General features: G+C 65.4%; 27 protein-coding genes. 8 read left to right on the forward strand and 19 right to left on the reverse strand.

What is annotated here, in order from left to right:
- Positions 1-14 precede the first annotated feature (14 nt).
- The 12 genes from ACVI1L_RS35565 to eno form a co-directional block, all read right to left on the reverse strand.
- On the reverse strand, positions 15-1,256 hold the full coding sequence (locus ACVI1L_RS35565; RefSeq protein ID WP_456785022.1) for a threonine synthase: 1,242 nt from the start codon (positions 1,254-1,256) through the stop codon (positions 15-17).
- Between the two features lie 147 nt (positions 1,257-1,403).
- Positions 1,404-2,825: a dihydrolipoyl dehydrogenase gene (gene lpdA, locus ACVI1L_RS35570; protein ID WP_253608516.1), complete on the reverse strand. Its 1,422-nt coding sequence runs from the start codon at positions 2,823-2,825 to the stop codon at positions 1,404-1,406.
- A 17-nt stretch (positions 2,826-2,842) separates the two neighbouring features.
- Positions 2,843-3,085, reverse strand: coding sequence for a hypothetical protein (locus ACVI1L_RS35575; RefSeq protein WP_057016535.1), 243 nt, complete (start codon positions 3,083-3,085; stop codon positions 2,843-2,845).
- A complete protein-coding gene (locus ACVI1L_RS35580; protein ID WP_168858567.1) occupies positions 3,086-3,262 on the reverse strand; it encodes a hypothetical protein in 177 nt (58 codons plus the stop codon).
- A 12-nt stretch (positions 3,263-3,274) separates the two neighbouring features.
- Positions 3,275-4,639 carry a pyruvate dehydrogenase complex dihydrolipoamide acetyltransferase gene (locus ACVI1L_RS35585; RefSeq protein WP_456785023.1) on the reverse strand — a complete coding sequence of 455 codons (1,365 nt, stop codon included), beginning with the start codon at positions 4,637-4,639 and terminating at the stop codon, positions 3,275-3,277.
- A gap of 2 nt (positions 4,640-4,641) precedes the next feature.
- Positions 4,642-4,947, reverse strand: coding sequence for a DUF5076 domain-containing protein (locus tag ACVI1L_RS35590; RefSeq protein ID WP_018271806.1), 306 nt, complete (start codon positions 4,945-4,947; stop codon positions 4,642-4,644).
- 5 nt (positions 4,948-4,952) lie between these two features.
- Entirely contained in the window at positions 4,953-6,347 is a 1,395-nt protein-coding gene (locus tag ACVI1L_RS35595; RefSeq protein WP_456785024.1) for a pyruvate dehydrogenase complex E1 component subunit beta, read from the reverse strand.
- A gap of 45 nt (positions 6,348-6,392) precedes the next feature.
- The gene (gene pdhA, locus ACVI1L_RS35600; RefSeq protein WP_057016533.1) at positions 6,393-7,412 is read right to left on the reverse strand and encodes a pyruvate dehydrogenase (acetyl-transferring) E1 component subunit alpha; all 1,020 of its coding nucleotides are present in this window, start codon (positions 7,410-7,412) and stop codon (positions 6,393-6,395) included.
- A 166-nt stretch (positions 7,413-7,578) separates the two neighbouring features.
- Positions 7,579-7,890, reverse strand: a complete 312-nt coding sequence (locus tag ACVI1L_RS35605) for an FtsB family cell division protein (protein ID WP_028334062.1) — start codon at positions 7,888-7,890, stop codon at positions 7,579-7,581.
- Between the two features lie 139 nt (positions 7,891-8,029).
- Positions 8,030-8,581, reverse strand: a complete 552-nt coding sequence (locus ACVI1L_RS35610; RefSeq protein ID WP_076825467.1) for an NADPH-dependent FMN reductase — start codon at positions 8,579-8,581, stop codon at positions 8,030-8,032.
- A gap of 169 nt (positions 8,582-8,750) precedes the next feature.
- A complete protein-coding gene (locus ACVI1L_RS35615; RefSeq protein WP_456785025.1) occupies positions 8,751-9,887 on the reverse strand; it encodes a zinc-binding dehydrogenase in 1,137 nt (378 codons plus the stop codon).
- A gap of 47 nt (positions 9,888-9,934) precedes the next feature.
- A complete protein-coding gene (gene eno / locus ACVI1L_RS35620) occupies positions 9,935-11,218 on the reverse strand; it encodes a phosphopyruvate hydratase (protein WP_076825508.1) in 1,284 nt (427 codons plus the stop codon).
- A gap of 174 nt (positions 11,219-11,392) precedes the next feature.
- On the opposite strand from eno, the gene ACVI1L_RS35625 reads away from it, so the two are divergent.
- Positions 11,393-12,376, forward strand: a complete 984-nt coding sequence (locus tag ACVI1L_RS35625) for a Vgb family protein (RefSeq protein WP_456785026.1) — start codon at positions 11,393-11,395, stop codon at positions 12,374-12,376.
- 69 nt (positions 12,377-12,445) lie between these two features.
- Entirely contained in the window at positions 12,446-12,907 is a 462-nt protein-coding gene (gene queF / locus ACVI1L_RS35630) for a preQ(1) synthase (protein WP_141342685.1), read from the forward strand.
- Positions 12,908-12,916: 9 nt separating this feature from the next.
- On the opposite strand, the gene glsA is transcribed toward queF, so the two are convergent.
- The 3 genes from glsA to kdsA form a co-directional block, all read right to left on the reverse strand.
- On the reverse strand, positions 12,917-14,767 hold the full coding sequence (gene glsA, locus ACVI1L_RS35635; RefSeq protein ID WP_057016594.1) for a glutaminase A: 1,851 nt from the start codon (positions 14,765-14,767) through the stop codon (positions 12,917-12,919).
- Between the two features lie 165 nt (positions 14,768-14,932).
- Positions 14,933-16,126, reverse strand: a complete 1,194-nt coding sequence (locus ACVI1L_RS35640; RefSeq protein ID WP_141342683.1) for an MFS transporter — start codon at positions 16,124-16,126, stop codon at positions 14,933-14,935.
- 15 nt (positions 16,127-16,141) lie between these two features.
- The gene (kdsA, locus tag ACVI1L_RS35645; protein WP_456785027.1) at positions 16,142-16,999 is read right to left on the reverse strand and encodes a 3-deoxy-8-phosphooctulonate synthase; all 858 of its coding nucleotides are present in this window, start codon (positions 16,997-16,999) and stop codon (positions 16,142-16,144) included.
- A 165-nt stretch (positions 17,000-17,164) separates the two neighbouring features.
- On the opposite strand from kdsA, the gene ACVI1L_RS35650 reads away from it, so the two are divergent.
- The gene (locus ACVI1L_RS35650; RefSeq protein WP_057016529.1) at positions 17,165-17,500 is read left to right on the forward strand and encodes a PAAR domain-containing protein; all 336 of its coding nucleotides are present in this window, start codon (positions 17,165-17,167) and stop codon (positions 17,498-17,500) included.
- Between the two features lie 182 nt (positions 17,501-17,682).
- Here the strand turns inward: ACVI1L_RS35650 and ACVI1L_RS35655 are convergent, their stop codons facing one another.
- Entirely contained in the window at positions 17,683-18,009 is a 327-nt protein-coding gene (locus tag ACVI1L_RS35655; protein ID WP_018271819.1) for an NIPSNAP family protein, read from the reverse strand.
- A 169-nt stretch (positions 18,010-18,178) separates the two neighbouring features.
- Here ACVI1L_RS35655 and ACVI1L_RS35660 point away from each other — a divergent pair, with 169 nt between their 5' ends.
- The 3 genes from ACVI1L_RS35660 to ACVI1L_RS35670 all read left to right on the forward strand — a co-directional run bounded on the left by ACVI1L_RS35660 (position 18,179) and on the right by ACVI1L_RS35670 (position 21,108).
- Complete coding sequence (locus ACVI1L_RS35660; RefSeq protein WP_316394226.1) at positions 18,179-18,853, forward strand: response regulator transcription factor; 675 nt, start codon at positions 18,179-18,181, stop codon at positions 18,851-18,853.
- The gene (locus tag ACVI1L_RS35665) at positions 18,850-20,229 is read left to right on the forward strand and encodes a sensor histidine kinase (protein ID WP_057016526.1); all 1,380 of its coding nucleotides are present in this window, start codon (positions 18,850-18,852) and stop codon (positions 20,227-20,229) included. The genes ACVI1L_RS35660 and ACVI1L_RS35665 overlap by 4 nt, the downstream gene beginning before the upstream one ends.
- Before the next feature lie 216 nt (positions 20,230-20,445).
- A complete protein-coding gene (locus tag ACVI1L_RS35670) occupies positions 20,446-21,108 on the forward strand; it encodes a class I SAM-dependent methyltransferase (RefSeq protein WP_057016525.1) in 663 nt (220 codons plus the stop codon).
- Positions 21,109-21,131: 23 nt separating this feature from the next.
- On the opposite strand, the gene ACVI1L_RS35675 is transcribed toward ACVI1L_RS35670, so the two are convergent.
- Both ACVI1L_RS35675 and secG read right to left on the reverse strand, forming a co-directional pair.
- Positions 21,132-22,763: a CTP synthase gene (locus tag ACVI1L_RS35675; protein WP_057016524.1), complete on the reverse strand. Its 1,632-nt coding sequence runs from the start codon at positions 22,761-22,763 to the stop codon at positions 21,132-21,134.
- A 167-nt stretch (positions 22,764-22,930) separates the two neighbouring features.
- Positions 22,931-23,320 (reverse strand): preprotein translocase subunit SecG, encoded by a 390-nt coding sequence (secG, locus tag ACVI1L_RS35680; RefSeq protein WP_028334048.1) that lies wholly within the window; start codon positions 23,318-23,320, stop codon positions 22,931-22,933.
- Positions 23,321-23,523: 203 nt separating this feature from the next.
- Here secG and ACVI1L_RS35685 point away from each other — a divergent pair, with 203 nt between their 5' ends.
- Positions 23,524-24,090 carry a helix-turn-helix domain-containing protein gene (locus tag ACVI1L_RS35685; protein WP_229191330.1) on the forward strand — a complete coding sequence of 189 codons (567 nt, stop codon included), beginning with the start codon at positions 23,524-23,526 and terminating at the stop codon, positions 24,088-24,090.
- A gap of 3 nt (positions 24,091-24,093) precedes the next feature.
- Positions 24,094-24,624, forward strand: a complete 531-nt coding sequence (locus ACVI1L_RS35690) for a GNAT family N-acetyltransferase (RefSeq protein WP_229191329.1) — start codon at positions 24,094-24,096, stop codon at positions 24,622-24,624.
- Between the two features lie 223 nt (positions 24,625-24,847).
- Here the strand turns inward: ACVI1L_RS35690 and tpiA are convergent, their stop codons facing one another.
- Entirely contained in the window at positions 24,848-25,600 is a 753-nt protein-coding gene (gene tpiA, locus ACVI1L_RS35695; protein WP_141342675.1) for a triose-phosphate isomerase, read from the reverse strand.
- Between the last annotated feature and the right edge of the window lie 28 nt (positions 25,601-25,628).

A 25,628-nucleotide genomic window follows, 5' to 3' on the forward strand; every position in this document is an offset into this window, starting at 1 on the left:
CTTCGGATGAGGCGTCAGAACTGCGAGAAGTCGATCGGCTTGTACCGGTCGAGCGTGCGGGTGATCGGCGGCAGCGGGTATTTCAGGCCACTGGCGCAGTTGAACAGCATCACGCGGTCGGTCTTGCTGACACGGCCGTCGGCGAGGCTCTCCTTGTAGGCGGCATAGGTCGCGGCGCCCTCGGGGCACAGCAGCAGCCCCTCCTCGCGCGCGACCTCATTGAGGGCGGCGCTGATCTTGTCGTCATCGACGGCGATCGCAAAGCCCTTGCTCTCGCGCACCGCGCGCAAAATGAGGAAGTCGCCGATCGCCTGCGGCACGCGGATGCCCGAGGCGATGGTGTGGGCGTCCTCCCAGCGCGCGGCGTGTTCGGTGCCGGCCTCATAGGCCCGCACCATCGGCGCGCAGCCGGAGGCCTGCACAGCGACCATGCGCGGGCGCTTGCTTCCGATGAAGCCGATCTTCTCGAGCTCGTCGAACGCCTTCCACATGCCGATCAGGCCGGTGCCGCCGCCGGTCGGGTAGAAGATCACGTCGGGCACGTCCCAGCCGAGCTGCTCGGCAAGTTCAAGCCCCATTGTCTTCTTGCCCTCGATCCGGTACGGCTCCTTCAGGGTCGAGGTGTCGAACCAGCCGACTTTCGCCTTGCCCTCGCCGACGATCTTGCCGCAGTCATCGATATAGCCGTTGACGCGATAGACGGTGGCGCCCTGCAGCTCGATCTCGCTGACATTCACCTCCGGCGTATCGGCCGGGCAGAAGATCGTGGTCTTGATGCCGCAGGAGGTCGCATAGGCCGCCAGCGCCGCGCCGGCATTGCCGTTGGTCGGCATCGCCATGTGCTTGATGCCGAGCGCCTTGCCCATCGACACCGCCATCACCAGGCCGCGTGCCTTGAACGAGCCGGTCGGCAGCCGGCCTTCATCTTTCACAATGATCTCGCCGCCGCCAAGCTTGGCGCCGAGCCGCGGCAGCCGGATCAGCGGCGTCGTGACCTCGCCGAGGCTGACGATATCCTTGCATTTGCGCACCGGCAGCAGCTCGCGGTAGCGCCACAAATCGGCGGGACGCTGCGCCAGGGCGTCCTTCGTCAGCGCCTTCTTCACCCCGGCAAGGTCATAGCGCACCAGCAGCGGCTTGCCGGCCTTGGAGAGGTTGTGCACCTGGTCGGCGGGATAATGATCGCCCTCCATCGCGCATTCGAGATGGGTGACGAAAGTCGGGCGTTCGATGGTGAGGTTGTCGTTGTCTTTCACTGGCTCTGTTCTTTCTCCGGCTTCTTGCGTCAACGGCTCTTTCCGCTTGTCATCGCCGGGCTTGACCCGGCGATCCATCTTGCAAAAAAGCTTTCGCTTGATGGATGCGCGGGTCAAGCCCGCGCATGACGAGCTGAATTCGGCCACTCAAATATTCAGCACCCGCCCGTAGGCGTCGAGCACCGCTTCCTTCATCATTTCCGACAAGGTCGGATGCGGGAACACGGTGTGCATCAGTTCCTCTTCCGTGGTCTCCAGATTCATCGCCACGACGTAGCCCTGGATCAGCTCGGTGACCTCGGCGCCGATCATGTGGGCGCCGAGCAGCTGGCCGGTCTTCTTGTCGAAGATCACCTTGACGAGGCCCTGGTCCTCGCCGAGCGCGATCGCCTTGCCGTTGCCGACGAACGGGAAGCGGCCGACCCGGATCTCGCGGCCGTCTTCCTTGGCCTTGGCCTCGGTGAGGCCGACGGAGGCGACCTGCGGGTTGCAGTAGGTGCAGCCCGGGATCATCAGCTTGTCCATCGGATGCGGATGCAGGCCCTTGATCGCCTCGATGCAGATCACGCCCTCATGCTCGGCCTTGTGCGCGAGCATCGGCGGTCCCGCGACGTCGCCGATCGCATAGATGCCGGGAACGTTGGTCTTGCCGAGGCCGTCGATCACGATGCAGCCGCGATCGGTTTTGACGCCAAGCTTCTCCAGCCCGAGATTCTCGATATTGCCGACCACGCCGACCGCCGAAATCACGCGCTCGAACTCCACCGCTTGCGGCTTCTCCTTGCCGTCGTCGATGGTCGCAACCACGCTGTCGGCCTTCTTCTCGAGCTTTGTCACCTTGGTCGAGGTGAGTATCTTGATCCCCATCTTCTCAAACCGCTTGCGGGCGAGCCCTGCGATTTCCGCATCCTCGACCGGGAGAATCTGCGGCAGCACCTCGACCACAGTGACGTCGGCGCCCATGGTGTGGAAGAACGAGGCGAACTCGATGCCGATCGCGCCGGAGCCGACCACCAGCAGCGATTTGGGCATCCGCTCCGGCACCATCGCCTCGAAATAGGTCCAGATCAGCTTCTTGTCGGGCTCGAGCCCGGGCAGCACGCGCGGCCGCGCGCCGGTCGCCACGATGATGTGCTTGGCCTGATAGGTGCCCTCGCCGCTGGCGCCCTTCGGCGCCTCGACCGCCGACTTCTTCACCGTGATCTTGCCGGGGGCATCGATCGTGGCCTCGCCCCAGATCACCGTGACCTTGTTCTTCTTCATCAGGAAGCCGACGCCGTCATTGAGGCGCTTCGAGACGCCGCGCGAGCGCTGCACCACCGCCTTCGGATCGAACGAGACATTGTCGGCCGACAACCCGTAATCCTTGGCGTGCTGCATGTAGTGATAGATCTCGGCGGAGCGCAGCAGCGCTTTGGTCGGAATGCAGCCCCAGTTCAGGCAGATGCCGCCGAGATAGGATTTCTCGACGATCGCGGTCTTGAAACCGAGCTGCGCGGCACGGATCGCGGTCACGTAGCCGCCGGGGCCGGAGCCGATGATGATGACGTCAAAGGATGTGTCGGCCATGGCGGCTCCCGTTCAACTCAACGTGTGACGCCGCGGGCGCGGCTTCTTGCGATCAATGACCTGACCAGCCATTCGAGTCCGATCACCAGGGCCATGATGGCCAGGGCCGTCAGCACGATCGGCTGGGCGATGTTCCGCGCCAGCTGCTCGCCGGCGAAGAACGCGGAGTGTAGAAAATCCAATCCGACCGGATTGAGCACCAGTGCGGCCGACAGCAACAGCGAGATCCAGGGCCAGCGCGTGCGAGCCATGCTGGCCATTCATCCGTACTCCCGCCATACCGCACCGAGGAACACGGACCACGCCAGCGCCAGCACCGCGGCGCCGATCATCATGATCCTGAACTGGATCGTCGATATCAGGTCGCGGTTGACCGCGACGAGCAACGCGACGGCGATAGCGGCGAGCAGGACGTACGGACCGACGATCGCGTACATGGCGGATGCCCGTCACACCATCATCATCACAGGGTTTTCGATCAGCTGCTTGAAGGCACCGATCAGCTCGGCGCCGAGCGCGCCGTCGATCGCACGGTGATCGCACGACAACGTCACGCTCATCATGTGCGCGATCTCGATCTTGCCGCCGCGCACCACCGGACGTTCCTCCGAGGTGCCAACCGCGAGGATCGAGGCATGCGGCGGGTTGATCACGGCGGTGAAGTGGTTGATGCCGTACATGCCGAGGTTGGAGACCGCGGTGGTGCCGCCCTGATATTCCTCCGGCTTCAGCTTGCGGGCGCGGGCGCGGGCGGCGAAATCCTTCATCTCGTTGGAGATGGTCGAGAGTGTCTTGGTCTCGGCCTTGCGGATGATCGGCGTGATCAGGCCGCCCGGCATCGCCACCGCGACGCCGACGTCGGAATGCTTGTGCTTGAGCATGCCGCCTTCGGTCCAGCTGACGTTGCAGTTCGGAATCTTCTGCAGCGCGACCGCCATCGCCTTGATGACGAAGTCGTTGACCGAGATCTTGTAGAGCGGCTTCTTCTCCTTGTCCTTCGGCGCTGCGGCGTTGATCTCCTCGCGCGCGGCGAGCAGCTTGCCGATGTCGCAGTCGATGGTGAGGTAGAAGTGCGGGACGTTCTGCACCGAGGCGGTGAGACGCTGCGCGATGGTGCGGCGCATGCCGTCATGCGGCACCACCTCGTAGGAGCCCGGCTCGAACAGCGCGAGGATCTGCTTGTCCGACATTGACGGCGCGATGCCCGGTCCCGCGGCGGGCGCTGCCGCCGGCGCCTTCAGGCCCTTGCCGGACTTGGCCTCGTCGACGTCGCGCGCGATGACCCGGCCATGCGGGCCGGTGCCGGTGATGCGGGCGAGATCGATGCCGGCTTCCTTTGCCAGCCGGCGCGCCAGGGGCGATGAGAACACCCGGGCGTGGCCGTTAGCCTGCGCGGCCGGTGCAGCAGCCTGAGGCGCCGCTGCCGGCGCTGCGGCCGGCTTCGGCGCCGGCGCCGCCGCCGGTGCGGGAGCCGCCGCCGGCGCGGCCTGGGCGGCGGGCTTCGGCGCCTCGGCGGGTTTCGCGACAGGTGCGGCGCCCGCTCCGGCGCTGGCCGCCGCCTTCACATCCTCGCCGTCGCCGGCCATGACCGCGATGACGTCGTTGACCGGCACGTCCTGGGTGCCCTCGGGCACCAGGATCCTGGCGATCGTGCCTTCGTCGACCGCCTCGACTTCCATCGTCGCCTTGTCGGTCTCGATCTCCGCGATCACGTCGCCGGACTTGACCTTGTCGCCCTCTTTCTTGAGCCACTTGGCGAGGTTGCCCTTTTCCATCGTCGGCGACAGCGCGGGCATGAGAATATTGATCGGCATTGTCAGTGACCTTGTTGCGACCGCGGTTTGGTTTGGCCCATGTCGGTCGGCCGGGCGATTTCGGCTTCGAACATCTCGACGATGCGCGCGAGCGCCTCGTCCTCGGTGTATTCGCTCTCGCGCGCATAGGCGCGCGCGGCGTGGCGGGCGATGTCGACCAGCATGAGCCCCCACATGTCCGGCTCCTCGAAAGCGCGCTGGAACGCGATCGACAGGCCGCCATCGACGACGAAGGCGCGCAGCACCTCGATGGCGTCGTCGCGGCCCATCACGTCAGGCGGCAGCGGCTGCTCCTTGGGACCGGCCATCGGCGTTACCGGTAGGATACGGCCTTGGCGGCGGCGACCACCTCGGCGACGGAGGGCAGAGCGAGCTTTTCGAGGTTGGCGGCATAGGGCATCGGCACGTCCTTGCCGGAGACGCGCGCCACCGGCGCGTCGAGATAGTCGAAGGCGTGCTCCATGATGCGCGCGGCGACCTCGGAGCCGACGCCGCTCTGCTGCCAGCCCTCCTCGACCGTCACCGCGCGGCCGGTCTTCTTCACCGAGTTGATGATGGTCTCGGTATCCATCGGACGGATGGTGCGGAGATCGACGACCTCGGCCTCGATACCTTCCTTGGCGAGTTCGTCGGCAGCCTTCAGCGCATAGGACATGCCCATCGCCCAGGAGACGATGGTGACGTCCTTGCCGGCGCGGGCAATCCGCGCCTTGCCGATCGGCACCACGAAATCAGCCAGCTTCGGCACCTCGCCGGTGTGGCCGTACAGCACCTCGTTCTCGAGGAAGATCACCGGATTGGGATCGCGGATCGCGGCCTTGAGCAGGCCCTTGTAATCGGCGGCCGAATACGGCGCGATCACCTTGAGGCCCGGGATCTGCGAGTACCACGCCGCGTAGTCCTGGCTGTGCTGCGCGGCGACACGCGCGGCGGCGCCGTTCGGGCCGCGGAACACGATCGAGCATCCCATCTGGCCGCCGGACATATAGAGCGTCTTGGCGGCGGAGTTGATGATCTGGTCGATCGCCTGCATGGCGAAGTTGAAGGTCATGAACTCGACGATCGGCTTCAGGCCCGCCATCGCCGCGCCGACGCCGACGCCGGCAAAGCCGTGCTCGGTGATCGGCGTGTCGATCACGCGGCGGGCGCCGAATTCCTGCAACAGGCCCTGCGTCACCTTGTAGGCGCCCTGATATTCCGCGACCTCCTCGCCCATGATGAAGACATCGCCGTCGCGGCGCATCTCCTCGGCCATCGCATCGCGCAGCGCCTCGCGAATGGTCTGCGTGACCATCTCGGTCCCCGCAGGGATTTCCGGATCAGGCAGTGACTCGGTCGCGGGCGCGGCTGATGCCTTCGCCGCGGGCTGCGGCGTTTCCGCCTTGGCTTCGGCAGGCGCGGCTTCGGCGGCCTTCGGCTGCGGCGCTGGAGCCGCCGGCGCCTTGGCGAGGTCGGCGGCGCTTTCGCCGTCGACGAGAATGGTGGCGATCGGCGTGTTCACCGCAACGTCCGCGGTGCCTTCCGGAATCAGGATCTTGCCGAGCGTGCCCTCGTCGGTTGCCTCGACCTCCATCGTCGCCTTGTCGGTCTCGATCTCGGCGATGACGTCACCGGACTTGATGGTCTCGCCTTCCTTTTTCAGCCATTTGGCGAGGTTGCCCTTCTCCATGGTGGGCGACAGCGCAGGCATCAGCACTTGAATGGGCATATCGGCTCCCGAAATCGGTCTTGAAATTCGTCTGCGCGGGTGGGGTCAGCGGTAGATGTCGGTGTAGAGCTCGGCCGGATCCGGTTCCGGATCGTGCTGCGCGAAGTCTGCGGCCTCGTTGACGATCTCGCGCACCTGGGCGTCGATCGCCTTCAGGTCCTGCTCGCTGGCGCCCGAGGCCAGCAAGCGGTTACGCACCTGCTCGATCGGGTCCTGGTCGTGACGCACCTTCTCGACCTCCTCGCGCGTGCGGTACTTGGCCGGATCGGACATCGAGTGGCCGCGGTAGCGGTAGGTCTGCATCTCGAGAATCATCGGACCGTTGCCGCCGCGGCACCAGGCCACGGCCTCATCGGCGGCGGCCTTGACGGCGCGCACGTCCATGCCGTCGACCTGCTTGCCCGGAATGTTGAAGGAGGCGCCGCGCTTGGAGAAATCCTGCTGGGCCGATGCGCGCGACACCGAGGTGCCCATCGCATAGCGATTGTTTTCGATCACGTAGATCACCGGCAGCTTCCACAGCTCCGCCATGTTGAAGCTCTCATAGACCTGGCCCTGGTTGGCCGCGCCGTCGCCGAAATAGGTCACGCTGACGTTATCGTTGCCGCGATAGCGGTTGGCGAACGCAAGGCCGGTGCCGAGCGAGACCTGCGCGCCCACGATTCCGTGACCGCCATAAAAGTGCTTCTCCTTGCTGAACATGTGCATGGAGCCGCCCTTGCCGCGGGAATAGCCGCCGCGGCGTCCGGTCAATTCGGCCATCACGCCCTTGGCTTCCATGTCGCAGGCCAGCATGTGGCCGTGGTCCCGGTAGCCGGTTATGACCTCGTCGCCCGGCTTCAGCGCCATCTGCATGCCGACCACGACCGCTTCCTGGCCGATATAGAGATGGCAGAAGCCGCCGATCGCACCCATGCCGTAGAGCTGACCGGCCTTCTCCTCGAAGCGCCGGATCAGGAGCATGTCCCGCAGTGCCTTGAGCTCCTGCTCCTTGGTGAATTCGGGGGGAGAGCCGGCCTTCTCCTGCCCTGATTCTTTTGCGACGCTTTTCTTGGGTGCGGCCATGGCAATTCCGGGTGAGAGAAGTCGGAGAACCCTCTCTAACCCAACTCAAATCGCCTTGGAAGGATTGCGTTCGCCCGATGGAATTTTGCTATGCCGCACTGCAGCGCAGCGCGACATTTTTGTGATAGCGCGCGAATGATTTTGAAATTTGAGAACGCGTCGTCAGTTACTTGTTGATCCGAACGAGGTCACGCGGATTGGCGTAGTCGAGCTGAAAGCGCGCACGCTCGTCCAGCATGTCGGGATCGACCCGGTCCGACCGCAGCAGCGACACCCGCTGCTCGCCCTCGGCCCGCTCCTTCTTCAGCCGCGCCAGCTCGGAGGTCAGCGCGATGATCTCCTGATCGAGCTCCTGCCGCGCGTTCAAGCCGTATTTGCCGGTGTAGGCGTTGACGCCGAAATAGCCGACCATCAGCGCCGCCAGCGTATAGAGGGCGAGCCCGGTCAGAATCGATTTGAGGCGTGTGCGGGAAACCATGGCCGCGAGCATGCGGCCATGGGGTTAACGAACGCTGAACCAGAGCGTTTTCGAGCGAAGTGGATGCCGGTTCGCGTGAAGACAACGCGTCAAAGCAAGTTCAGAGCCCGTTCCGATTCGATCGGAACGGGACTCTTGCTCAGCGGTTCTGCTTTTCGATAAAGGCCGCGAAGGCGTCGAGATACTGCTGCAGCACACCCTTGAGCGACTCCTTGGTCAGTTCGCCGTTGTCGTCGAAGGCATCGCCGACGCCGTTGAGATAGGCTTCCGGCTGACCGAGGATCGGGCCGGAAATGCCGGGCAGGATGTTCTGCAGGTGCTTCACCGCGCTGACGCCGCCGAGCGGTCCGGGCGAATTGCCGATGATGCCGACCGGCTTGCCGATGAACGAGCTCTTGCCGTAGGGCCGCGAGGCGACGTCGATGGCGTTCTTCAGCACGCCCGGGATCGAGCGGTTGTATTCGGGGGTCACGAACAGCACGCCGTTCGACTTCTGCAGCTTCTCGCGGAAGGCAAGCCAGTCCGCCGGCGGCGCGGCCTCGAGGTCCTGGTTGAAGAAGGAAATTTCCTGAAGCGTCGTCACATCGAGCTTCAGCGACGCCGGTGCAAGCTTGGCCAGCGCATTGGCGATCTTGAGCGAGAAGCTCTGTTTGCGGATGCTGCCGACGATGGTGACGATGTTATAGGCCATAGCAAATTCCCCTCGGATTGCGCGTGAAACTGGTGCCCCTCACCTACCGGCGCACCAAGAAAGATGCAAGTGCATGGATCGTTCAATTCCGGAAACGCAGCGTTTCGCGGAGTTGGTCTATGCAAAGCAAAAGGCCGCCCCCATCGGGACGGCCCCTGCGTTTCGATCCTCAGCCCTTGTTCGGGTTGATCAGGAATTTCTCGCCGGTCGCGCGCTTGTTGTAGACGGCGATGTTGTCGAGTTGCAGGGTCTCCTGCAACGAGACCACCTTGGTGTAGTGACTGGCGAAAGTCGTCTTCAGTTCGGCCACCACGCGCTGGCGCAGCTTGTTGCCGGCCTCCGGACCGATCTTCATCAGGAATGGGAACAGCAGCCAGCCGCCGACGCCCCAGGCCATGCCGAAGCCGCGCGGCAATTCGATCGAGCGGGTGTCGAGGCTGCCATAGACATAGACCTGCTTGTGCACATTCGAGCCGTAGCGGCTGTAGGCCTTGGCGGTCTTGTTGATCGCGGTCTCCATCGCGACCAGGATCTGGCCCGCGAGCTTGCCGCCGCCGATCGCATCGAAGGCGATGGTGGCGCCGGTTTCGACCAGCGCGCCGGTGAGCTTGTCCATGAAATCGGGCGCGGAGGAATCGACGACATGTTTGGCGCCGATCTTGTGCAGGATGTCGGCCTGCTCCTTGTTGCGCACGATGTTGACGAGGCCGATGCCGTCCTTGAGACAGATCTTGTTGAGCATCTGGCCGAGATTGGACGCTGCCGCGGTGTGCACCAGCGCCTTGTGCCCCTCGCGCCGCATCGTCTCGGTCATGCCGAGCGCGGTCAGCGGATTGACGAAGCAGGACGCGCCTTCCGCCGGCGTGGTGCCGTCGGGCAGCGGCAGGCATTCGTTGACGCGCAACGTCCGGTATTGCGCATACATCGCGCCACCGATCATCGCGACCGTCCGGTCCATCAGCGCTTTCGCCGCATCCGATGAACCGGTCCTGATCACGACGCCGGCGCCTTCATTGCCGACCGGCATGGACTCGTCGAGTCGTGCCGCGAGGCCCGGCAACGCAGCTTCCGGCACGCGCGCGGTCACCACTGGCAATTCCTTGCTGCCGGAGACCTTGGCGGCCGACATGTCGGCCGGGCCGATCAACAGACCGAGATCGGACGGATTGATCGGGGTCGCCTCGACCCGGACCACGACCTCGTCGGGGCCGGGCTCGGGGGTCGGGACATTGACCAGCGATATCTCGAGCTCGCCATTCTTCTTGAGCAGCGAACGCAGCTGCAGACCGCTCTTGCCGTCGCTCATCCCGACCTCCCTTTTGAGTTTTGTTGGATCCCGTTCAAGCTGGGGCGCTACGCCAGCGCCTTCAAGGCCGCCCTGCCCGCGTATTTCGCCTGGGTGCCGAGCTGCTGCTCGATGCGGAGCAGCTGATTGTATTTGGCGGTGCGGTCGGAGCGCGCCAGCGAGCCGGTCTTGATCTGCCCGCAATTGGTGGCGACCGCGAGATCGGCGATCGTGGAGTCCTCGGTCTCGCCGGAGCGGTGCGACATCACGGCGGTGTAGCCGGCCTTGTAGGCCATCTCGATCGCCGCAAGCGTCTCGGTCAGCGTGCCGATCTGGTTGACCTTGACCAGGATCGAATTGGCGCGGCCGTTCTTGATGCCGTCGGCAAGCCGGGTGACGTTGGTGACGAACAGATCGTCGCCGACCAGCTGGCACTTCTTGCCGATCGCATCCGTCAGTTCCTTCCAGCCGTCCATGTCGTCCTCCGACATACCGTCCTCGATGGTGACGATCGGATAGCGGCTGACGAGATCGGCGAGATACTTCACCTGCTCGGAGCGCGAGCGGGTCTTGTTCTCGCCGCCATAGACGTAGGAGCCTTCCTTGAAGAATTCGGTCGAGGCGCAGTCGAGGCCGAGCACGACGTCGTCGCCCGCCTTGTAGCCGGCCTTGCCGATCGCATTCATCACGAACTCGAGCGCGGCGTCGGCCGACGGCAGGTTCGGCGCGAAGCCGCCCTCGTCGCCGACATTGGTGTTGTGGCCGGCCTTCTTCAGTTCGCCGCGCAGCGTGTGGAAAATTTCCGAACCGCAACGCAGCGCCTCGGCGAACGACGTGGCGCCGACCGGCAGGATCATGAATTCCTGGAAGTCGATCGGGTTGTCGGCATGCACGCCGCCATTGATGATGTTCATCATCGGCACCGGCAGCGTCCGCGCCGAGGTGCCGCCAACATAACGATACAGCGGCATGTCGAAGGATTCGGCGGCGGCCTTGGCGCAGGCCAGCGAGACGCCGAGGATGGCGTTGGCCCCGAGCCGGCTCTTGTTCGGCGTGCCGTCGAGCTCGATCATGATCTGGTCGATCGCGACCTGCTCCTCGACCGCCTGGTCGCTGAGCGCCTCGAAGATCTCACCGTTGATGGCGGCGACCGCCTTCTCGACGCCCTTGCCGAGATAGCGCGCCTTGTTGCCGTCGCGCAGTTCCACCGCCTCATGCGCGCCGGTGGAGGCGCCCGACGGCACCGCCGCGCGACCGATTGACCCATCCTCCAGCACCACATCGACCTCGACCGTGGGGTTGCCGCGGCTATCAAGGATTTCGCGGCCGATGATGTCGACGATGTCAGTCATGACGTGCTCTTTCTCGATATGGGGTTGGCTGATGCGCCGCGTCATACACGGCGCGCAAGCAAATGTGAACGGCCCGCCCGCCCGGCCCGTCTGACGGTGCAATGTGGTGGGTTTATGCTGTCGGGGATTACCTTCGCGTGCTGGCCCATTGTTTCACGAAGCCGGGATAACGCAATGAACCGTCGCCAGTTTCTCGCCTCCACCACTGCCGCGATTTTGACCACGAGAGCGCAGGCGCAGGATGCCCAGACGCCGTTCCGGGTGAAATATTTCAACGTCGACGCCGGGACCGGCCTGCACGATGTCACGCCGGCGCCCGATGGCACCGTCTGGTTCACGGGCCAGCGCAGCGGTGCGCTGGGCCGGCTCAATCCGCGCAACAGTGCGTTCAAGCTGGTCAGCCTCGGCAAGGGTGCGGCCCCGCACGGCGTCACGATCGGCCCCGACGGCGCGCCATGGGTAACCGAGGGCGGGCAGAATGCGATCGCCCGCGTCGACCCCGGCGACCACAAGGTGACGCTGTTCCGCCTGCCTGAGAAAGCCGCTGACGCCAATCTCAATACCGGCGTGTTCGACAAGCGCGGCGTCTACTGGTTCACCGGCCAGTCCGGCTTCTACGGCCGGCTCGATCCGAAATCCGGTGAGATGAAGGTGTTCGAGGCACCGCGCGGCGTCGGCCCCTACGGCATCACCGTGACCCCAAACGGCGACATCTGGTACGCCTCGCTTGCCGGCAGCTATATCGCACGGATTGACCCTGCGACCGGCAACGCCAGCGTGGTCCAACCGCCGACGCCGAAACAGGGCGCGCGACGGGTGTGGTCGGATTCGCGGGGGCGGATCTGGGTCAGCGAATGGAACAGCGGCAACGTGTCGGTGCACGATCCCGCCGACGGGACGTGGAGGGCCTGGAAGCTGCCCGGCAGCAATCCACGGACCTATGCCGTCTATGTCGACGACAAGGACAAGGTCTGGCTCACCGATTTCTCGGCCAACGCGATCATGCGCTTCGATCCGGTGGGCGCGACCTTCAACGCCTTTCCGAGCGACCGCGCCGGCGCGAATGTCCGGCAACTCGATGGCCGGCCCGGCGAGGTCTGGGGCTGTGAATCCGGCCAAGACCGCTTGGTCCTGATCCAGACTGCCGCGCCCGCGTAGCACCCTGCCCCCGCACGCGGACGGTTGACGAACCGCCCGCTTCCGTTCATTTCGGCCGCTCCCACAAGGATGAGGCCCATGGCGAAGAAAACCCTGCAACTCGGCCGTGCCGTCGCTTGGCCGGATAGCCCGGACAAGGCGGTGCTCGACCGCGTCCCCAATCCGCAGGCCGGCACGGATTATCTGGTGCGCTTCGCTATCCCGGAATTCACCTCGGTCTGCCCGATCACCGGCCAGCCGGACTTCGCCCATCTGGTGCTCGACTTTGTGCCGGGCCGGTGGCTCCTGGAATCTAAGTCGCTGAAACTCTATGCGGCAAGCTTCCGCAATCACGGCGCCTTCCACGAGGATTGCACCGTCATGATCGGGAAGCGTATCGTCGGGGAAATCAAGCCGAAATGGCTGCGGATCGGCGGTTACTGGTATCCGCGCGGCGGCATCCCGATCGACGTGTTCTTCCAGACCGGCCGGCTGCCGAAGGGCGTCTGGGTTCCCGATCAGGGCGTCGCGCCCTATCGCGGGCGCGGGTGATCCGGCGTCTCAATAGGCGCTCAGCAGATCGACCTTGGCATTGGCGAGGATCAGGCGGCGCGCCAGCAGTGCGGAAAGATTGCGCATGATCTTCATCGAAATCTGCGGGTGGAGCTGACGATAGTCGGCAAAGCTGTCGATCGGTAGCTCGAGGCATTTGACCGGGGTGTCCGCCCAGACGTCGGCGCTGCGGTGGCTCTCGATGATCGCCATCTCGCCGAACTCCATGCCCGGCCCGAGCGAGGCAAGCCGCACGCCGCTCGGCAGCTTCACGCTCACCATCCCGCTTTGCAGGAAGAACAACGAATTGGCCGGCTCGCCGGCCACGACGATGCGCTGGCCGGCGTCGTAGCGGCGCGGCGTCGAGAGTTCGGCGAGCGCAGCGATCTCCTCGGGCGCGAGATCGGCCAACAGCGCCTGCTCGCCGAGATGGGCGGTCTCCTTGGTCTCGGTGAAGCCGCCATAGCGGTAGATCAGTTGATCCTCGGCCCATTCAACGGCGTCGTCGAGCAGCGGAAAATGCCGCAACCGCTTCGGCTCTTCGATCTGCGCGCGGATCGTGGCCCAGACCGGCGACGTCGTCTCGACACCGGAGATGATCGTGGTGACACCGGAATTTCCGAGCGTGGCGATTTTCTCAGCCAGCAGCTGGGCGCCGGCTGCCGTGATGTCGGGCACGCGGTGGAAATCTAGGATCAGCAGCGGCGCGCCGGGCGGCTCGCTGGACAGCCGGCGAGTGACGTAGTCGATCGACGCGAAGTTGAGCGCCCCCACCAGCTCGATGACGCGGGTGTCGCTGTGGCGGTCATCGAGGATCTGCTGTTCGTGCGGCTGGCGGCTGCGGCGGGAGGTGATGCCGAAGATGTCGTAGTCGGCGATGATGCAGGTGCGGACGTCGCCGCTGCGGTTGAGCATATGCAGATCAAATCGCGCCGACAGCGCCTCGCAAACCTTCAGGCCTCGCACGCTGTTGAAGTGCCCATCGAGCAGCGGCGAAAAGGTGCCGAGCCCCAATTGCGACGGGAGCGCTGCGACGATGCCGCCGCCGACCCCACTCTTGGCGGGCATTCCGACGCGATAGATCCACTCGCCGGCATAGTCGTACATGCCCGAGCTCGTCATCACCGACAGCGTGCGCGCGACGACATGCGGCGTCACCACCTGGACGCCGGTGACCGGATTGACGCCGCGATTGGCGAGCGTTGCGGCCATCACCGCGAGGTCGCGCGCGGTGACGAGAATTGCGCATTGCCGGAAATAGATATCGAGCACGGCATCGACGCCGTCCTGTAGCACGAGGTAGTTGCGCAGCAGCCAGGCGATCGCGCGATTGCGGTTGCCGGTCGCCGTCTCCGACGCATGGACCGCGTCGTCGACGTCGAGTTCGCGGCCGGCAAACTGGCCGAGCTTGTCCCGGATGCGCTCGAATGCGGCGCGGCCATCGACCTCGTGGATCAGCCCGGAGCAGGCAATCGCGCCGGCGTTGACCATCGGATTGAACGGCTTGTTGTCGTTGGTCAGCCGGATCGAGTTGAATGCCTCACCGCTCGGCTCGACGCCGATCGCCGACGCGACGCGCGCTTCGCCGACGAGATCGAGGGCCAGCGCAAACACGAACGCCTTCGAAACGGACTGGATGGTGAAAGGAGCGGCGCTGTCGCCGACTTCGTAGACATGGCCATCGATGGTGACGAGGCTGATGCCAAAATGCGCCGGGTTGGCCCGTTTCAGCTCCGGAATGTAGTCGGCGAGCGCGCCGGAATTGTCCGATTTGAATTCTTGGTGGCAGGAGGCCAGAAAACGCTGAAGTGGAGGCTCGGTGCCATATCCCGTTGTCCTGACGTCCGCATTCCCTCGAATAGGCCAGCCAGTCTGGACGTCCACGCTCTCACCTCAAATGGCGAGAAATAAGCAATCCTCATGCCATGCGCGGTCGTCCGAACGCTGCTGCGAATGCGTCATCCTGACGCTGCACCCCGCTTCCCTGCATGTTGTGTCTGCCACCGCCGGTGGGCCCGTGGACGCCTAGGTTGTCTGCGCATCGGCGGGCCTGGTCTGCCGCAGAAACCGCGCGCAGATAAAGCCGAGCACGACCATCACGGCGGCAGCTGACACCAACGTCGCGGTCTTGCCGACGTGTTGCAGGCCGAAGCCGTAAGCGATCGGGCCGACGGTCTGGCCCATGAAAAAGAAGAACGAGTGCAGCGACAGCGCGGTGGCGCGCGCCTCGACCGACAGCTCGCTGGCGAACACCTGCAGGCAGCCGTGGATCATGTAGAAGCCGAGGCCCATCACCAGGAGGCCCGCCATCTGCAGCTTCCAGTGCGGCCCGAAGGCGACCCCGACCAGTTGAATCGCAACCAGTGTCGCGCCAACGATCATCATCCCCCTCACCCCGATCCACGGCAGCAGGCGCGATACCGTCAGCGTGTAGAGCAATCCGCCGATCGCAAATCCCGCGATCACGATGCCGGCGATCGACAGCGAGGTCTCGCCGAGCTCGAACAGGAACGAGGCGATGAAGGGAAACAGCCCGAGCACGCAGCAGCCTTCGATGAAGACTGCCGAATAGCAGATGCGGGCGTTCGGATTGGTGAAGATGGTGCGATAGCCGTGGCGCAGCGCCTTCAGGCTGGTGCGCGGCGGACGGTTCAGCGCAGCGCCGCGGAAGCCGGCTGCAACCGCCAGCGCGACGATGATCACGAGGCCGCCGAGCACCGCGAGCACGCCGCGCCAGCCGAGGAAGTCGCCGATCAGGCCGGATGCCGTCGCACCGAGCAGATTGCCGGTCATCGAGCCCGCGAGGGTTCGTCCGATCGCGAGCTGCCGCTTGTCCGGGCCAACCAGATCGCTGGTCAGCGACAGCGCCACCGGAAACACGCCGCCCGAGCCGATGCCGGCGAGGATGCGGGTCACGAACAGCATCGGAAACGAGGTCGAGAGCGCACCGAGGATGTTGGCGACGCCGAGCAGTCCGAGGCAGATCGTCATCAGCCGCGCCTTGCCGAACAGATCGGCAGCGGCGCCGATCGCCGGCTGGACCGCGGCAAAGGTGAAGGCGAACACCGCGGCAAAGCTCGCCGCGGTCGCGATGCTGACGCCGAAATCCTCAGCGACATGCGGCAGCACCGGATCCAGCGCGCGCACCGACAGGCTCGCCGCGAAGGTCGCCAGCGTGATCACGTTAAGGGCCGGCGGCATGCCGCTGGTTGCGGTCATGTCGTTGTCCGCCGGTCAGGCCGCCGTCTTCGCCAGCGCGTCGAACTGCATCAGCCGCTTGACGAGGGACTCGAAGTCGCGGAGCGGCACCATGTTGGGGCCGTCCGACGGCGCGTGATCCGGATCGGGATGGGTCTCGATGAACACGCCGGCGACGCCGACCGCGACCGCGGCGCGCGCCAGCACCGGCACGAATTCACGCTCACCGCCCGACGAGGTGCCCTTGCCGCCCGGCTGCTGCACCGAATGGGTGGCGTCGAAGATCACAGGCGCGCCGGTGGTGCGCGACAAGATCGGCAGCGCGCGCATGTCCGAGACCAGCGTGTTGTAGCCGAACGACGCGCCGCGCTCGGTGACCAGCACGTTGGCGTTGCCGGCGCCGGTGATCTTGCTGACCACATTGGCCATGTCCCACGGCGCCAGGAACTGGCCCTTCTTGACATTGACGACCTTGCCGGTCGCGGCCGCAGCCAGCAAGAGATCGGTCTGCCGGCACAGGAAGGCCGGAATCTGCAGCACGTCGACCGCCTGCGCCACGTCGGCGCACTGGGTCGCCTCATGCACGTCGGTCAGCACCGGCAGCCCGAGCGAAGACCGGATCTCGGCGAGGATAGGCAGCGCCTGCGCCAATCCGATGCCGCGCGCCGCGGTCGCGCTGGTGCGGTTCGCCTTGTCGAACGAGGTCTTGTACACCAGACCGACCTTGAGCCGGACCGCGATCTCCTTCAGCGCGGACGCCACCTCAAGCGCATGCGCGCGGCTCTCGAGCTGGCACGGACCGGCGATGATCGAAATCGGCAAGGCATTGCCGAACTTGGCCGATCCGACGGCAACGATCGGCGCGGCGGCTTGCGCGGAAACCTGATTGGTCAAAATGCTGCATCCTTTTGCCGGCGACCATGCAGTCCCGCGCGGGACGGATCAAGCCATCCCGCACGATGAGGGGGTTGCGCTGACGCCGTGGGTGCGCCGTGCTAACACAATCCCGCCCAAACAGCGCCTATAAACTGGCGCGGAACAGATTCCCATGAGGAAGCCATGCGCATCCCGCTGATGATCGGAGCCGTCGCCGCCCTGTCGGCGATGTCGGGCCTCGCCTATGGCCAGACCAGCACCCAGCCCGGGGTCGTCACCAGCGGAGCCACCGGCGTCACCGTCAATGGCAAGCCGGCGGCGCGCAGCGGCGATACCACCAGCAATGGCGGCCCGCTTGTCGAGGGCGTGCCCAACGTCCTGATCAACGGCAAGCCGGCGGTGGTCATGGGCGATCGCACGCATTGCGGCGGCAAGACGACCTCCGGCAGCCACGGCGTCTTCATCAACGGCAAGCCGATGGTGACCCAGGGCGATCAGACCTCGGGCTGCCCGCAATAGCGTCGCTGCAACTTTCCCTCCCCAAGGGACCGAGAAAAGATGCCTCCCCGTCATTGCGAGGAGCTCGCGACAAAATTGCGAAGCAATTTTGCGCTGAAGCGACGCAGCAATCCATCGCTCCGCATATGTGGTGCCAATGGATTGCTTCGCTTGCAATGACGGGAACATGGCCGCAGCGGGCGTCACTTGACCGACGAAAACGCCGTCGGCACCAGAAGCTGGTTGACGATGTTGAGGACGATCTGGCCGTCCTCCTCGGTCTTGGCGCGCGCGGTGATCCACTCCGGATCGGTCTGGAACGCGGTCCACTTCTTCTCGCGCTCGGCGAGCGATTCCCAGGCCAGCAGATAGGTCAGCTCCTGGTTGGATTCCCCGACCAGCGTCGTGAAGAAGCCGGCCTGCCTGATGCCATGCTTGTCCCAGAGCTTCAGCGTGATGGTCTCGAAGCGCTTGAGCAGCGCCGGCAGCCGTCCCGGCAGGCAGCGATAGACGCGGGTCTCGTAGATCATTGGCAGTCCTCCCAGATTTGTGTGCGGGCGGTTATAGCCAGCGCCTTCCGGACTGTCTTGAGGGGGTGACAACATGGCACCCCTGCTCGCGACAGGCGGCCATTTCCGCAATGTTGTTGCAATGTTACTTGCCCTAAAACCTGCCTTCAGGAGCTGGACCCACAAGGACATGCGGATACTGCTGGTTGAGGATGAGGCCGAAATGGCGGCGGCGCTGTCACAGGCGCTGAAGGGCTACGACATGGTGGTCGACCACGTGCCGAACCTTGCCGAGGCCGAGGAAGCGATCTGTGCCGACGTGCATGGCGCGGTCCTGCTCGACCGCCAGCTTCCGGACGGCGACGGCCTCACGCTGATCCCGAAGCTGCGCGCCAAGGCCGACGGCGTGCCGATCATCGTGCTGACCGCGCGCGGCGATCTCACCGACCGCATCACTGGCCTCGACAGCGGCGCCGACGACTATCTGGCCAAGCCGTTCGCGGTCGAGGAGCTGATGGCGCGGCTGCGCGCCGTGCTGCGCCGCCCCGCCGGCCTGCAGCTCGAGATCATCAGGGCCGGCCGCGTGGCGTTCGATTGCGGCCATCGCGAGGCCAGTGTCGACGGCTGCCCACTTGAGCTGCCGCGGCGCGAGCTGCTGGTGCTGGAGACGCTGCTGCGCCGCATGGGCCGCACCGTGCTGCGCGCGACGCTGGAGGAAGCCGTCTACAATTTCGAGGACGAGATCCAGTCCAACGCGCTCGATGCGCACGTCTCGCGTCTCAGGCGCAAGCTTGCCGACGCCAACGCCGGCGTCGAGATCCACAGCATCCGCGGCGTCGGCTATCTCTTGAAGCAAACGTCATGAGCGAACAGGCCGAGCACTATTGCCTGCGCTCGCAACTGAGCTGGCGGCTGGTGACGCTCCAGGCGCTGCTGCTTGCCATGCTGATCGTTTGCCTGATCAGCGCGTTGTGTGCCACCGGCTTCCTGATCGTTCCGCGCGATGAGGATCATGTGATTTCCATCGTGCAGGGCGCGGTCGCACGCGACGGCAAGGGCGAGTTGATTTTGCGCCCGACGGCCGAACTGCAAAAGCTTCGTGACGACACGCCGGACCTCTGGTTCCTGGTGCGCGACCGGCAAGGCCGTTCGCTGACGGAAGGCGCGGTGCCGCCGGAATTCGCCAGGATCGGCGACGCGCTCGACCAGATCAGCCAGGCGCGGCTCGGCTGGCAGATGTTCGAGGATGATCCGCGCAAGCCGCCGGCGCGGCTGAAGCGCGTCAATTCCGACGCCGGCCCCGTGCAGGTGCTCACAGCGACGCAAGGGCCAATGTCGAGCGTCAAGACCGCGCTCGCCACGACGCTGGCATTCCTCGCCATTGCCCTGCCCGGCCTTTTCCTGATGGCATGCGCCACCTTCATCGCGACGCCGATGGTGGTGAAGCGCGCCTTCGCCGGTCTCGATACCACCGCCGACGAAGCGCGCCGGATCGATTTCCGCCAGCGCGGCAGCCGGCTGTCGGCGGACCATCTGCCGCTCGAGGTGGCGCCGCTGGTGACCGCCATCAACGATGCGCTGAAGCGGCTCGACGACGGCTATTCCCGGCACCAGCGCTTCGTCGCCGACGCGGCGCATGAATTGCGCACGCCGATCGCGATCCTCAACACGCGGCTGGAGTCGCTGCCGCCAGGCCCGGAGAAAACCCGCCTGCTCGAGGATTCGGCGCGGCTTGCGACATTGGCCGAGCAACTGCTCGACATCCAGCGCTTCGACCAGTGCCGCAATCCGTTCGTCCGCGTCGATCTCGTCGCGGTCGCACGCAATGTCGCGGCCGACCTTGCGCCGCTTGCGATCGCGGCCGGCTACGAGCTGTCGCTCGATACCGCAACCGATCGGGTCGAGACCTTGGGCGATCGCGCCGCGCTGGAGCGCGCGCTCACCAATCTGGTGCAGAACGCCATCCAGCATGGCGGCCGCCGCGGCACCATCACCATCCATGTCGGCAGCGCCGCGACGATCGACGTATCGGATGAAGGCGACGGCATTCCCCAGGACCAGCGCACACGGATCTTCGACCCGTTCTATCGGCTCGCGCCGCTCGATCGCGGCGCCGGCCTCGGCCTCAACATGGTGCGCGAGATCGCAAGGCTGCACGGCGGTCACGTCTCCGTGCTCGACGGCCCGAAGGGCGGCGCGTGCTTCCGCCTCACGTTACCGCCGGCGCCGTTCGCGTCGTGATGCCAAAGCGTTTTCGAGCGAAGCCTGTCCCGCACTCGATGCGGGATGGGCACCGGTTCGCGTGAAGGAAACGCGTCAAAGCTAGAGTCGAGAGCCCCGTTCCGATTCAATCGGAACGGGGCTCTCGCGCAATGTTGTCGCAATGCAGCTCCCGCAAACAAGGCATCACGCTTCGCATCTGAGTCGAAGCGCCGCGACACTTTGCTGGGAATCCCAATGTCACATGATCTGCTGTCTTTCTTCACGGCGTGGATGGCGGCCCCCGGCCGCGTCGGCGCCATCGCGCCGTCGGGCGCCGCGCTCGCCGAACTGATCACGCGCGACATCAGCGCCGACACCGGCCCGGTGCTCGAGCTCGGTCCGGGCACGGGCGCGTTCACCTATCAGCTGTTGAAGCGCGGCGTGCGCCAGCAGGATCTTACGCTGATCGAATACGGCTCGGATTTCATGCGGCTGTTGCAGCTGCGCTTTCCCGGCGCGCGCGTGCTGTGGATGGACGCGGCGCGCCTCGCCTCGGAGCGGCTCTACGATGGCGCGCCGGTCGGCGCCGTCGTCAGCGGACTGCCGCTGCTCAACATGTCGCCGCGCAAGGTCATCTCAATCGTCGGCGGCGCGTTCAGCTATCTACGTCCCGGCGGCGCGTTCTATCAATTCACCTACGGCATGCGCTGTCCGGTGCCGCGGCCGATCCTCGACAGACTCGGTCTGCGCGCCACGCTGGTCGATCGCGCCATCCTCAACGTGCCGCCGGCCGCGGTCTACCGGCTGACGCGACGCCCGCAATACAAGCTGATGACGCGCGACGGCACGCCGGCGGCTGGTGCAAACGTTTCACCGATCAAGAAAGAACGCCGGACCAGCGAGGACTGCGCCGTGTAGCGGCGCAGCTGACGGCCGCTCAGTTAAACCAGCCGGCTCTGCTTGGCTGCCGCCTCGATGAACGACGCGAAGAGGGGATGCGGTTCAAAGGGCCGCGATTTCAGCTCGGGATGGAACTGGACGCCGATGAACCAGGGATGGTCCTCGTACTCCACGATCTCCGGCAGTACGCCGTCGGGCGACATGCCGGAGAAGCGCAGGCCGTGCTGCTCGAGGCGGTCCTTGTAGGCGGTGTTGACCTCGTAGCGATGGCGGTGCCGCTCGGAGATCTCGGTCGCGCCGCCATAGACCTGCGAGACGCGGCTGCCGCGGTTCAGCGCCGCGGGATAGGCCCCTAGCCGCATCGTGCCGCCGAGATCGCCGCTCTGCGAGCGCTTCTCGAGCTCGTTGCCGCGCAGCCATTCCGTCATCAGGCCGACCAGCGGCTCCTTGGTCGGGCCGAACTCGGTCGAGTTGGCGTCCTCGATGCCGACCAGATTGCGCGCCGCCTCGATCACCGCCATCTGCATGCCGAAGCAGATGCCGAAATACGGCACGTCACGCTCGCGCGCGAACTGCGCCGCGCGGATCTTGCCCTCGGCGCCGCGCTGGCCGAAGCCACCGGGCACCAGGATGCCGTTGACGTGCTCGAGGAACGGCGCCGGGTCCTCGTTCTCGAACACCTCGCTCTCGATCCAATCGAGATTGACCTTCACCTTGTTGGCGATGCCACCGTGCGACAGCGCCTCGATCAGCGATTTGTAGGCGTCCTTCATGCCGGTGTATTTGCCGACGATGGCGATCGTCACCGCACCTTCCGGATTGCGGACGCGTTCGTTGATGACGTGCCAGCTCTGCAGCGCCGGCGGAATCTTCGCGGTGATGCCGAACGCGGCCAGCACCTCATCGTCGAGGCCGGCGGCGTGATAGGCCTCCGGCACGGCGTAAATGTTGTCGACGTCGCGCGCCTCGATCACGGCGCTCTCGCGCACGTTGCAGAACAGGCCGAGCTTGCGCCGCTCCTCCTTGGGAATCTCGCGGTCGGTGCGGCACAGCAGGATGTCCGGCTGGATGCCGATCGAGCGCAACTCCTTCACCGAGTGCTGCGTCGGCTTTGTCTTGAGTTCGCCGGCACTTGGAATGTACGGCAGAAGCGTCAGGTGAATGTAGACCGCGTGATCGCGCGGCAGCTCGTTCTTGAGCTGGCGGATCGCCTCGAAGAACGGCAGGCCCTCGATGTCGCCGACGGTACCGCCGATCTCGACCAGCACGAAATCGAACTCGTCGTTACCCGACAGCACGAATTCCTTGATCGCATTGGTGACGTGCGGAACCACCTGGATAGTGGCGCCGAGATAATCGCCGCGGCGCTCCTTGGTGATGATGTCCTGGTAGATTCGCCCGGTCGTGATGTTGTCGGCCTTGGTGGCCGGACGACCGGTGAAGCGCTCGTAATGGCCGAGATCGAGATCGGTCTCGGCGCCGTCGTCGGTCACGAACACTTCGCCGTGCTGATACGGCGACATCGTTCCGGGATCGAGGTTGAGATAGGGATCGAGCTTGCGAAGGCGGACTTTGTAGCCCCTGGCCTGCAGCAGAGCGCCGAGCGCCGCTGAAGCCAGACCCTTGCCGAGCGAGGAGACCACGCCGCCGGTGATGAATATGTACCGCGCCATGGGACTTTACCTTTAATCCGACTCCGGCGATTCGCAAAACGAATCGGCTGTTCCCGGCAAACAATTCGCCGGGCTGTGGGTTGCATCAAACTGGAAGCGATTTCAGAGCATTGATGGGGGTTTCTGATGCAGGATGCCAGCGGGGCATCCTGCATGGCCACCCCGCTTTATTGCGACCGTGGCGCCTGCGGGCCGCTCGGGGCCTGCTGCCCCTGCTGCTCGTCGGCCTTCTTCAGCGAATCGAGGATGCCGCCCGAGGTCGGCGCGTTCATCGGCGTGCCGCCGGCCGGCTGCGTCTGCGCCGGCGCGCCGGTGCCGACGATCGAGCTCGGCTTGCGGTCGTAGCCTGCGTACCAGGACAGGAACAGGCTGGTGATGAAGAAGCCCACCGCGAGGATCGCCGTAGTCCGCGTCAGCAAATTGGCGGTGCCGCGGCTCGACATGAAGCCGGCGCCGCCACCCATGCCAAGGCCACCGCCTTCGGATTTCTGCAACAGCACGGCGCCGATCATGACGGCGACAATCATGAGGTGGACAATGATAACGACAGTCTGCATCGCAAGCCTTCGTCACAAGCCGCCAAGCGGCCAGACAAACGGCGCTATCGGCTCTACGGTTTTCGTGAAGTCGCGCCCTGTTACACGATTGCACCGGGCATTGTCACCCCCGAGATAGTCGCACTGTCGACGATCACAAGCGGCGCCGATGGCGGCCCGGCCGGGCCTTGCCGGGAACCGGCAATTTCTACTATAGTAGACAAATGGATACTTTAGTAGAAGATCTGAGCCAACGCCTGGCGCAGCGGATCAGGCTCGAGCGCGATGGCCGGGGCTGGTCGCTGGCCGACCTCGCCGAACGCGCTGGCGTCTCGAAGGCCACGATCAGCAAGATCGAGCGCGCCGAGGTCAGCCCCACTGCGGTCGTGCTGGTGCGCCTCGCCTCGGCTTTCGATCTCACCCTGGCCGGCCTGATGTTGCGCGCCGAAGGCCAGGGCGAACGGCTGTCGCGCGCCGCCGCGCAACCGGTCTGGCGCGATCCGGAAACCGGCTATCTACGCCGCCAGGTGTTCAGCCGTCCCGACCATCCGGTCGAACTGGTGCGGGTCGAGCTGCCGCCGAAGCAGACCGTGACCCTGCCCGCCTCCTCCTACGCGCATATCCGCCAACTGGTCTGGGTGCTCAGCGGCAGCCTCGTCATCACCGAAGGCGGCGCACGCCACGTGCTCGGCGCCGGTGATTGCCTCGGATTCGGCCCGCCGGCAGAGACGACCTTCGCCAACGAGACCAACGCCTCCTGCACCTATGTGGTCGCCCTGGCCCGGAGCTGATGCATGCCGCAGTTTTCGATCAAGCCACTCGCCGATGAGCCCGGGATTCGCAGCGCGCTCAGCGAATTGTTGATCGAGACCGTCGCCGGCGGCGGCTCGGTGAGCTTCATGCATCCGCTGTCGCCGGATGACGCCGATGCATTCTGGCAGGACTCGCTCGGCGCCGCCGCGCGCGGCGAGCGCATCGTGCTCGGCGCATTCACCGACAATGATCTGATCGGCACCGTGACGCTGCTGCTCAACCTGCCGCCGAACCAGCCGCATCGGGCGGAAATTGCAAAAATGATGACGCGCGTCGCCCATCGCCATCGCGGCGTCGCGACGGAATTGATGCGCACGGCCGAGCAGCTTGCGATCGCGCACGGCCGCACGCTGCTGGTGCTCGACACCGCCGCAGAGGATGGCGCTGCGCCACTCTATGAAAGACTGGGATTTCAGCTCACCGGCATCATCCCGGACTACGCGCTGAAGCCGCATGGCGGCCTCACCGGCACGATGATCTACTGGAAGCGGATCGGCGCGGCGGCAACCTGAATCCGTAGCCAAGCAGAGATGCCGATGGCAACTGTCTGCGCAACACTGCCAATCCCGTCACCCTGAGGAGCGCCAACGGGTCCGCGCAAAGTGCGGCCCGATGACAGGCTCCGCGCGTCTCTAAGGGTCGACGGCCACCAGCTGGGCCGTCGATCCTTCGAGACGGCCGCGTTGCGGCCTCCTCAGGATGACGGTGTGAGAGCTCGGTGCGAAAGGGGCAGCCCTAACACCCCGCAGCGATCGCCAAAAAGTCCGACGCCTTGAGGCTGGCGCCGCCGACCAGTGCGCCGTTGACATTGGCGACGGCCATCAGCTCGACCGCGTTCGACGGCTTGACCGAGCCGCCATAGAGGATCCTGATCCTGTTTCCCTCGCCCTTGAAGCGATCGGTGAGCTGACCTCGGATAAACCTGTGAACTTCCTCGACATCCTTGGCGGTCGGGGTCAGGCCGGTGCCGATCGCCCAGACCGGCTCATAGGCCACCACCAGGTTGGCCGCGGTCGAGCCGTCGGGCAGCGAGCCCGCAAGCTGGGTGCCGCAGACATCGAGCGTCTTGCCGGCGTCGCGCTGCTCGCGCGTCTCGCCGATGCAGACGATCGCGGTCAGCCCGGCGCGCCACACGGCCTCCGCCTTCTGCCGAATCAAGGCATCGGTCTCGCCGTGGTCGGCGCGCCGCTCGGAATGGCCGACGATGATCGCGACCGCGCCGAGATCCCTGAACATCTCCGCCGAGAGATCGCCGGTGTGGGCGCCCGATGCCTTGGGATGGCAATCCTGGGCGCCGACCGCGACCTTCGAGCCGCGCGCCTTGTCAGCGAACGCCCCGACCAATGTCGCGGGCGGACAGACCAGGAGATCAGCCTTCCCGGCGACATCGCCGGCGCCCGCCAGCATCGCGTCGAACTCGGCAAAAGAGGATTTCAGGCCGTTCATTTTCCAGTTGCCGGCGATCAGCGGCCGGATGGCGTCGGTCATGTCGGATTTCCCATCATTCAAGCGTGTC

This window comes from Bradyrhizobium sp. USDA 4516, from assembly GCF_054055915.1.